Source organism: Streptomyces monashensis, from assembly GCF_001866665.1.
Taxonomy (GTDB): Bacteria; Actinomycetota; Actinomycetes; order Streptomycetales; family Streptomycetaceae; genus Streptomyces; species Streptomyces monashensis.
This window is the reverse complement of sequence record NZ_MLYO01000123.1, coordinates 1-6,598: the sequence shown is the minus strand read 5'-3', so window position 1 is coordinate 6,598 and position 6,598 is coordinate 1. Positions and strand designations below refer to the sequence as shown.

Sequence of the window (6,598 nt, the reverse complement as noted above, 5' to 3'; positions counted from 1 at the left end):
CACCAACAAACCCCCCTCCGAGCGTTAAGAACGGCGCGGGTGTGGCGGCGGGCCTATGCGCCCGAGCCGAGCCGGCTGAAGACCCAGCGCAGTACTTCTTGGTCGACGCGGGCCCAGCCAGTGCGTTCCATGGCTGTCTGGGTGTGGGCGGTCAGGCGAGCCCAGTTGCGGAAGTTTCCGTGGGCGGCGTGGCTGTCGGCGAAGGTGATGTCGTCCGGGTCCGCGTCGGCCCAGATCGGGTGGTAGAGCGGGATGGCCTGAAGGACCTCGTCGCCGGTGAGGCGGGTGAAGCGCTGCCAGATGAAGATCCGGGAGGACAGCACCGGTTCGCGGCGCAGCGCGGCGTGGCAGCCCTCGCCGCCGACGAAGACGACGGCGAGCTGAGTGTAGGGGTCGTCCCAGAGGTATCGGACGTACTCCAGCTGGTCGCCTGAGAGCCACTGCGCTTCGTCCGGCCCCCGCCCGAGGAGTAACAGCGCCCGCCATGGGCGGGCGCCATGCTCTCGCTTACAGGAGTGGACAAAGCATCCTCGGTTCACAGCACCGCGAGGACGAAAGTCAGCAGCGCCAGGGACAGGGTGGCACTGCCCGCGAAGGCCACGGCACCGCGCAGAAGAGCGGTGGCATAGGTGGCTCCGTCGATACGAGCGAGCAGACCGGCCGCTACTCCTACGAGCGTGCAGAAGAGACCGACGACGGCCAGAAGCAGGGCCAGGAGGATCAGGTGGATGGATGAGGTGTTCATGCCTTCTTCCCAGGAGAACCGACGACGGGGACTTCGGCGAATTTCGCGGTTTTGGTGTTCACCGGGGTTCAGGGCGAACAAAGATGAACGAAGACGGTCGCCGGGGAGACGGAGAAGCAGGGCATGAGGGACGTGGACGAGGATCCGCTGGCGGAACTCGCGCTACGGCTACGCACCCTCAGGGCGCAGCGGGGTCTGCAGATGGGTGGGTTACAGCAGCGGACCGGACTGGGGCGGACAACGGTCAGCCAGGCGCTGAACGGCCAAGTGGTGCCCTCCGAGACCACGCTGGTGGTGCTGGCGAAAGCGCTAGGCACGGATGTCGAGCCATTGCTGGCCCTTCGCGAAGCCGCTGCCCGCGTACCGCAGGTGCGCGAGGGCTCTCCGAGGAAAGTCACCCGCGGGACGGTGCGGCCCAGCATGCAGCCTTCGTTCGTGGAGCGGTACCTCAGCTACGTGACGGAACGGCATTCCCAGCTGACCGTCGTAGGGCTGGACCTGAGCCGACCGGAACGTGCGCGCTGGCCGCTGGACGCGGCGTACCTGAGCTTGGAACTGGCGGAGCGGTCAGAAGACTGGCCTGCAGGCAGTGAGGAAGCGAACCGACCATCCGTCGTGGTGAAGCGTGCCGAGCACGCGTTGGCCGACTGCCGACGGGTTCTTCTGCGAGGGCTCGCTGGCAGCGGTAAGACAACACTGCTGCAGTGGCTGGCTGTCGCCACGGCGCGCGATGAACTGCCGGAGGAACTGGCGGACTGGCGGGGGCGGATTCCGTTCATCCTGCCGCTGCGGACGCTGGTGAGGCGTGGACCTCTTCCGGATCCACACGATTTCCTGTCTGCGGTCGGCAGCCCCTTGGCCGCCTCACAACCTGAAGGCTGGGCCGATGCTGTACTCGCCAGAGGAGAGGCACTCGTCCTGGTCGACGGCATCGACGAGGTTCCTCAAGAGCATCGGGGCGCCACGCGCGACTGGCTCGAGCGGCTCTTGGCGGCCTACAGGGACGCACGCTTCGTGGTCACCACGCGTCCGTCCGCTGTACCAGAAGGCTGGCTGACTTCGTCGCGCTTCACCGAACTGTCAGTACGGCCCATGAGTGCTGCCGACACTGGAGTCTTCGTTCACCGCTGGCACGCCGCAGCCCGACACAATGCGGCAACCGACGCCGAACGCTCACAACTGCATGATCTCGAAGCAGCGCTCCGGGTCACAGTGCGTGCTCAGCGTGACCTGGCGCAGTTGTCCAGCACCCCCCTGATGTGTGCGTTGATCTGCGCGCTGCACCGGGACCGCCGCGGTCATCTGCCCCGCAGCCGAATGGAGTTGTATGAGGCAGCGCTGTCGATGCTGCTCGTGCGCCGCGACCTTGAGCGCAGCATCGATGTCCCGGAAGGCATTCAGCTCACCGAACACCAGAGCATCCAGCTACTGCAGCGTCTGGCCTACTGGCTCATCCGCAACCGCCAGACCGAGATGGAACGGGCCACCGCGATGGCCCTGGTCGACGACGCGCTGCCGGCCATGCAGGCCGTGGCCGAGCAGGGCACTGCCGACCAGGTCCTGACGCACCTGGTCGGCCGCAGCGGGCTCCTGCGCCAGCCCACCGCGGACACCATCGACTTCGTCCACCGCACTTTCCAGGACTACCTCGGGGCCAAAGCCGCCATCGAAGCCCACGACTTCCCCCTGCTGGTCAACAATGCCCATGACGACCAGTGGGAGGACGTCGTACGCATGGCCGTCGCCCACGCCAGGCCTGTCGAAAGCGCAGAACTGCTACTCCGCCTCGTCGAACGCGGTGATGCTGAGAACGAGCACCGGCCCAGGCTGCACCTCCTGGCGGCCGCCAGCATGCACTACGCCACCGAAGTCGCCCCTGACACGCGCCATAAGGTCACGGCACGCGCCGCAGCCCTGATGCCGCCCCGCACTATCCAGGAAGCAAACACCCTGTCCGCGCTGGGTCCCGGCATTCTGGACCTACTGCCACCCACCGCCGACGGACTGCCCGAAGACGAGATCATTGCCGTGTTCCGCACCGCCGCAGCCATGGGCGGCGACCAAGCTTATGCGTACCTGCAACATTTCGTCCCGACTGTCGCCCCCTCGGTGCCGCGCCACGAACTGATGTTGGGCTGGGCCAACTTTGAGGCAGCCGATTACGCCCGCGACATCCTCCGCCTTGTCCGGGATCGCCTGCATGTCACCGTCCGGACCCGTCCGCAGTTTGACGCTCTGCCGCTGCTGACACCGATCGGACGCATCTCGTTCGAGCTGGCACTCACCCCGTCAGAGATCCTCGAGCATCTTTCCCCGGAACACACCACATCCCTATCCCTCCGGCACATGGAGGAGCCCTCGCTGCCCAGTCTGTCGTTCGTTCGGTCTCTGGCCGCGCTGCGCTCGTTGGCTCTTGGCCCCTCGACACCCGTCGACGGCCTACACCATCTCGCCGGACTGCCCCTGCAGGAGCTGAACCTGCTGGACCTGCCTGAGGGTTTCTCCTTCCAGGCGCTCAACAATCTCCCACAGCTGCGTGAACTGCTGCTCTATACCGTCCTGCCGTGGAGAACGCTGCATACCCTGCCCGCCTCGCCAACTCTCACAAGGCTTTGGCTCGGCGGCCAGATAGAGGCCTCCATCACCGGCATCACCCAGTGGGCCATGCTCGAAGACGTTGTCGTCAACCATGTCATGGACGCACTGGAATGGGCCGAGCTCGCGGAGCTGCCTCAGCTGACCAGCCTTCAGGTCACCGACGCCGACTTCGCCAACGCCCCCCTCATGGCCACCGTCAATCGTCTCGGGCTCTCTGTGTCTCGGTCCGACATCCGCCTCGACCTGATCCCGGACCGGTTTCCGAATCTTGAGCAGCTAAGGATCAACGCTCTCACAGACGTTGCCTACGATCTAGCCCCTCTCCAGTCCCTTATGAACGTGGAGATCCGCCTCTACAACGCCGATCGCATCTCGCTCACCGGTCTGGAGGGGTTCGCTCCGGAACGATTCACGCTCTTCCCCCGTCCACGGCCCATCCAGACGTGACCGTCAGCCGCCGCCGAACGCCACTACGCCACCGCGCACCGGGCAGCCGCCAGTGCCGACGATCCCGTGGTCGGAGCGAACGCCCTGGCGTTCTGGACCCCTTCCGCAACTTGAGAAAGGGGGTCGACGAAGAGGAGTAGGCGAGGCTACTAGCGTCTTCCCCCCGCTCACCGAGCTGCTGCCGAAGCTGCGCCCGTACCGGGAGGCCCCGGTCGGGCGCGAGGGAGGACCGAGGAGTTCTAGCGTGGCCCTTCCCGGCAGTCAGCGCTGGGGCGTTCGCGCCCCTACGCGCTACCCCAGCAACCCACGACGTTATCGCCGCCGACAGACACCCGCACGCGCCAGACCGCAGGTGTCAAAAGCATGACCTACTGATCCGTTCGGATTGGTGTCGGGGGTGGTGACGTGTGGTGATCCCTGCGGTAGGCCGGTGGTATGCGGTATGCGCAGGGTGGTGGGCTGACCGCGGAGCGGCGGCGGTTTCGTGAGCGGATCCGGTACGAGGCAGGCGAGCGGTTCGGACGCGGCGAGAGAACCGCGGTGATCGCGAAGGACCTGCGGGTGAGTGAGCGGTCGGTGGAACGCTGGCGCCGTGCCTGGCGGGAGGGCGGGACAGCCGCGCTCGCCTCCGCGGGGCCGCCGAAACTGCCGAAGCTGTCCGACGGCCAGTTCGCCGAGTTGGAGAAGGAGTTGGCGCTGGGACCGGCTGTGCATGGCTGGGAGGATCAGCGGTGGACCCTGGCCCGGATCAGAGCGTTGATCGCCTGGAAGTTCTCATTGGATTGCTCGTCGGCGGCGGTGTGGCGGCTGCTGCACCGGCACGGCTGGTCCTGGCAGTGTCCCGCCCGCCGGGCCCTGGAGCGCGACGAGCAGGCGGTGGGCCTGTGGAAGAAGGATGTGTGGCCGCAGGCGGAATGACTGCGGCGGCGCTGGGCGCGTACATCGTCTTCGAGGACGAGGCCGGGTTCTCGATGACGCCGCCGCGCGCCCGCACCTGGGGCCGGCGTGGGTACACGCCGGTGGTGCGGGTGCGTGGCCGCTCCTGGCGCCGCTGGTCGATCGCCGCGATGTGCTGCTACAAGCCGGGCGAGACCTCCCGGCTCATCTACCGGACGCGCCGCCACCGCAAGCACAAGGGCAAGGGACGCGACACCTTCGCCTGGAGCGACTACCGCGACCTGGTCGTCCGTGCCCACATCCAGCTCCAGGCCCCGATCGTCGTCATCTGGGACAATCTCAACACCCACCGGGCGGCCGGAATGCGCGATTACGCGGCCGCACACGACTGGCTCACCATCATCCAACTGCCCTCATACTCTCCGGACTTGAACCCGGTCGAGGGCGTCTGGTCACTGTTACGGCGCGGCCCGATGGCCAATACCGCTTTCACCGACGACGACCACCTCGAACGCACCCTCCGGCGGGGACTACGACACATCCAGCTCCGCCCCGACCTGATCGACGGCTGCCTGGCCGGCACCGGACTCAAACTCACCCACCCGCCGACACCAATCCGAAGAGCTCAGTAACAGCAGGGGGCTTGACCCGGAATCTTGGACACGGGCTATGCGGCTGGGGTCAGGGTAGTTGATGTGCTTTCGAGTGTTGTCTCGTAGGCGATGGGACTGCGTTGTCCGAGGCTGGAGTGGCGGCGTCGGGTGTTGTAGCGGTGCAGCCAGCGGAACAGGTCGAGGCGGGCTTCGCGCTCGTCGGCCCAGGAACTGCGGCCCTGGAGGGTCTCCCGCTTGCATGTGGCGTTGAAGGACTCGGCGAGCGCGTTGTCCGCCGAACTGCCGACGGCACTCATGCTCTGGATCACCTCCGCCCGGCGGCAGGCGTCGGCGAAGGCCCGGCTCGTGTACTGGGCCCCGTGATCGGTGTGCATGACGGCCCCGGCGAGGCTGCCGCGGCACCGCTCGGCGGCGGCCAGGGCGTCTGTGACCAGGTCGGCGCGCATGTGGTCGGCGATCGCCCAGCCTGCCAGGCGCCTGGAGGCGAGGTCGATGACCGTGGCCAGATACAGGAACTTCCCGCCGGCGAGCGGGAGATAGGTGATGTCGCCGACGTACTTCGTGTTCACCGCCGCGGCAGTGAAGTCGCGGCCGATGAGGTCGGCTGCCTTCGCAGCGGCCGGGTCCGCGATGGTGGTTCGGTGCTTCCTGCGCAGCCGCAGCCCGGCCAGGCCGACCTGGCGCATGATGCGGGCGACCCTCTTGTGGTTGACCAGCTCGCCCGTCTCCCGCAGTTCGGCGGTGATCCTGGGGACGCCGTAGGTGCCGTCCGTGTCCTGGTGAACCTTGCGTATCCGGGCGGCGAGCTTGGCATCGGCCGCCTGGCGGGCCGCCCGGCCGGCTGCGGTCCTGCGCCAGTAGTAGAAGCTCGAGCGGGCGACGTTGAGGATGGTGCACAGCCGCTTCACGCCGAAGCGGCGCTGGTGGTCTGCGACGAACTGGAAGCGGTTCACCAGCGCGTCTCCCCGGCGAAATACTTCGCCGCCTTGCGCAGGATCTCGCGCTCCTCCTCCAGCTCGCGGACCTTCTTGCGCAGGGCCGCATTCTCCGCCTCCAGGGGCCCGGGCTGCTCGGCGGGCATCTCCGCCCGGCGGCCCCGGGGCCGACTTGCCCCGGCCGCCCGTACCCAGTTCCGCAACGTCTCCGGGTTGACTCCCAGATCAGCGGCAACCGACCTGATTGTCGCTCCCGGGCGCGACTGGTACAGCGCGACCGCGTCCGCCTTGAACTCCGGCGGGTAGTGCTTCATGACCACGAGATGTCCGTTCTCAGTGGGCGGTTCGTGAGTCTTTGAGTG

General features: G+C 67.2%; 5 protein-coding genes. 2 read left to right on the top strand and 3 right to left on the bottom strand.

From position 1 onward, the window contains the following. Nucleotides 1-53 precede the first annotated feature (53 nt). Complete coding sequence (locus tag BIV23_RS52985) at nucleotides 54-539, bottom strand: ATP-binding protein (RefSeq protein ID WP_245790937.1); 486 nt, start codon at nucleotides 537-539, stop codon at nucleotides 54-56. Then, nucleotides 536-745 (bottom strand): hypothetical protein, encoded by a 210-nt coding sequence (locus BIV23_RS51010; RefSeq protein WP_071386594.1) that lies wholly within the window; start codon nucleotides 743-745, stop codon nucleotides 536-538. Before BIV23_RS51010 ends, BIV23_RS52985 begins: the two co-directional genes overlap by 4 nt. Before the next feature lie 123 nt (nucleotides 746-868). Between BIV23_RS51010 and BIV23_RS43890 the strand changes: the two genes are divergently transcribed. Beyond that, the gene (locus BIV23_RS43890) at nucleotides 869-3,790 is read left to right on the top strand and encodes an NACHT domain-containing protein (protein WP_071386593.1); all 2,922 of its coding nucleotides are present in this window, start codon (nucleotides 869-871) and stop codon (nucleotides 3,788-3,790) included. Between the two features lie 435 nt (nucleotides 3,791-4,225). After that, nucleotides 4,226-5,319, top strand: a protein-coding gene (locus BIV23_RS54240; RefSeq protein ID WP_425443586.1) for an IS630 family transposase whose coding sequence is annotated in 2 segments (ribosomal slippage) — nucleotides 4,226-4,687 and nucleotides 4,690-5,319 — 1,092 coding nt in all. Because the reading frame shifts where the segments join, the coding sequence is not laid out codon by codon here. 35 nt (nucleotides 5,320-5,354) lie between these two features. Here the strand turns inward: BIV23_RS54240 and BIV23_RS43875 are convergent. Beyond that, nucleotides 5,355-6,556 (bottom strand): IS3 family transposase gene (locus tag BIV23_RS43875; protein ID WP_107471443.1). Its coding sequence is split into 2 segments (ribosomal slippage): nucleotides 5,355-6,265 and nucleotides 6,265-6,556, totalling 1,203 coding nucleotides; the frame shifts between segments, so codons are not numbered across the junction. Nucleotides 6,557-6,598: the final 42 nt, after the last annotated feature.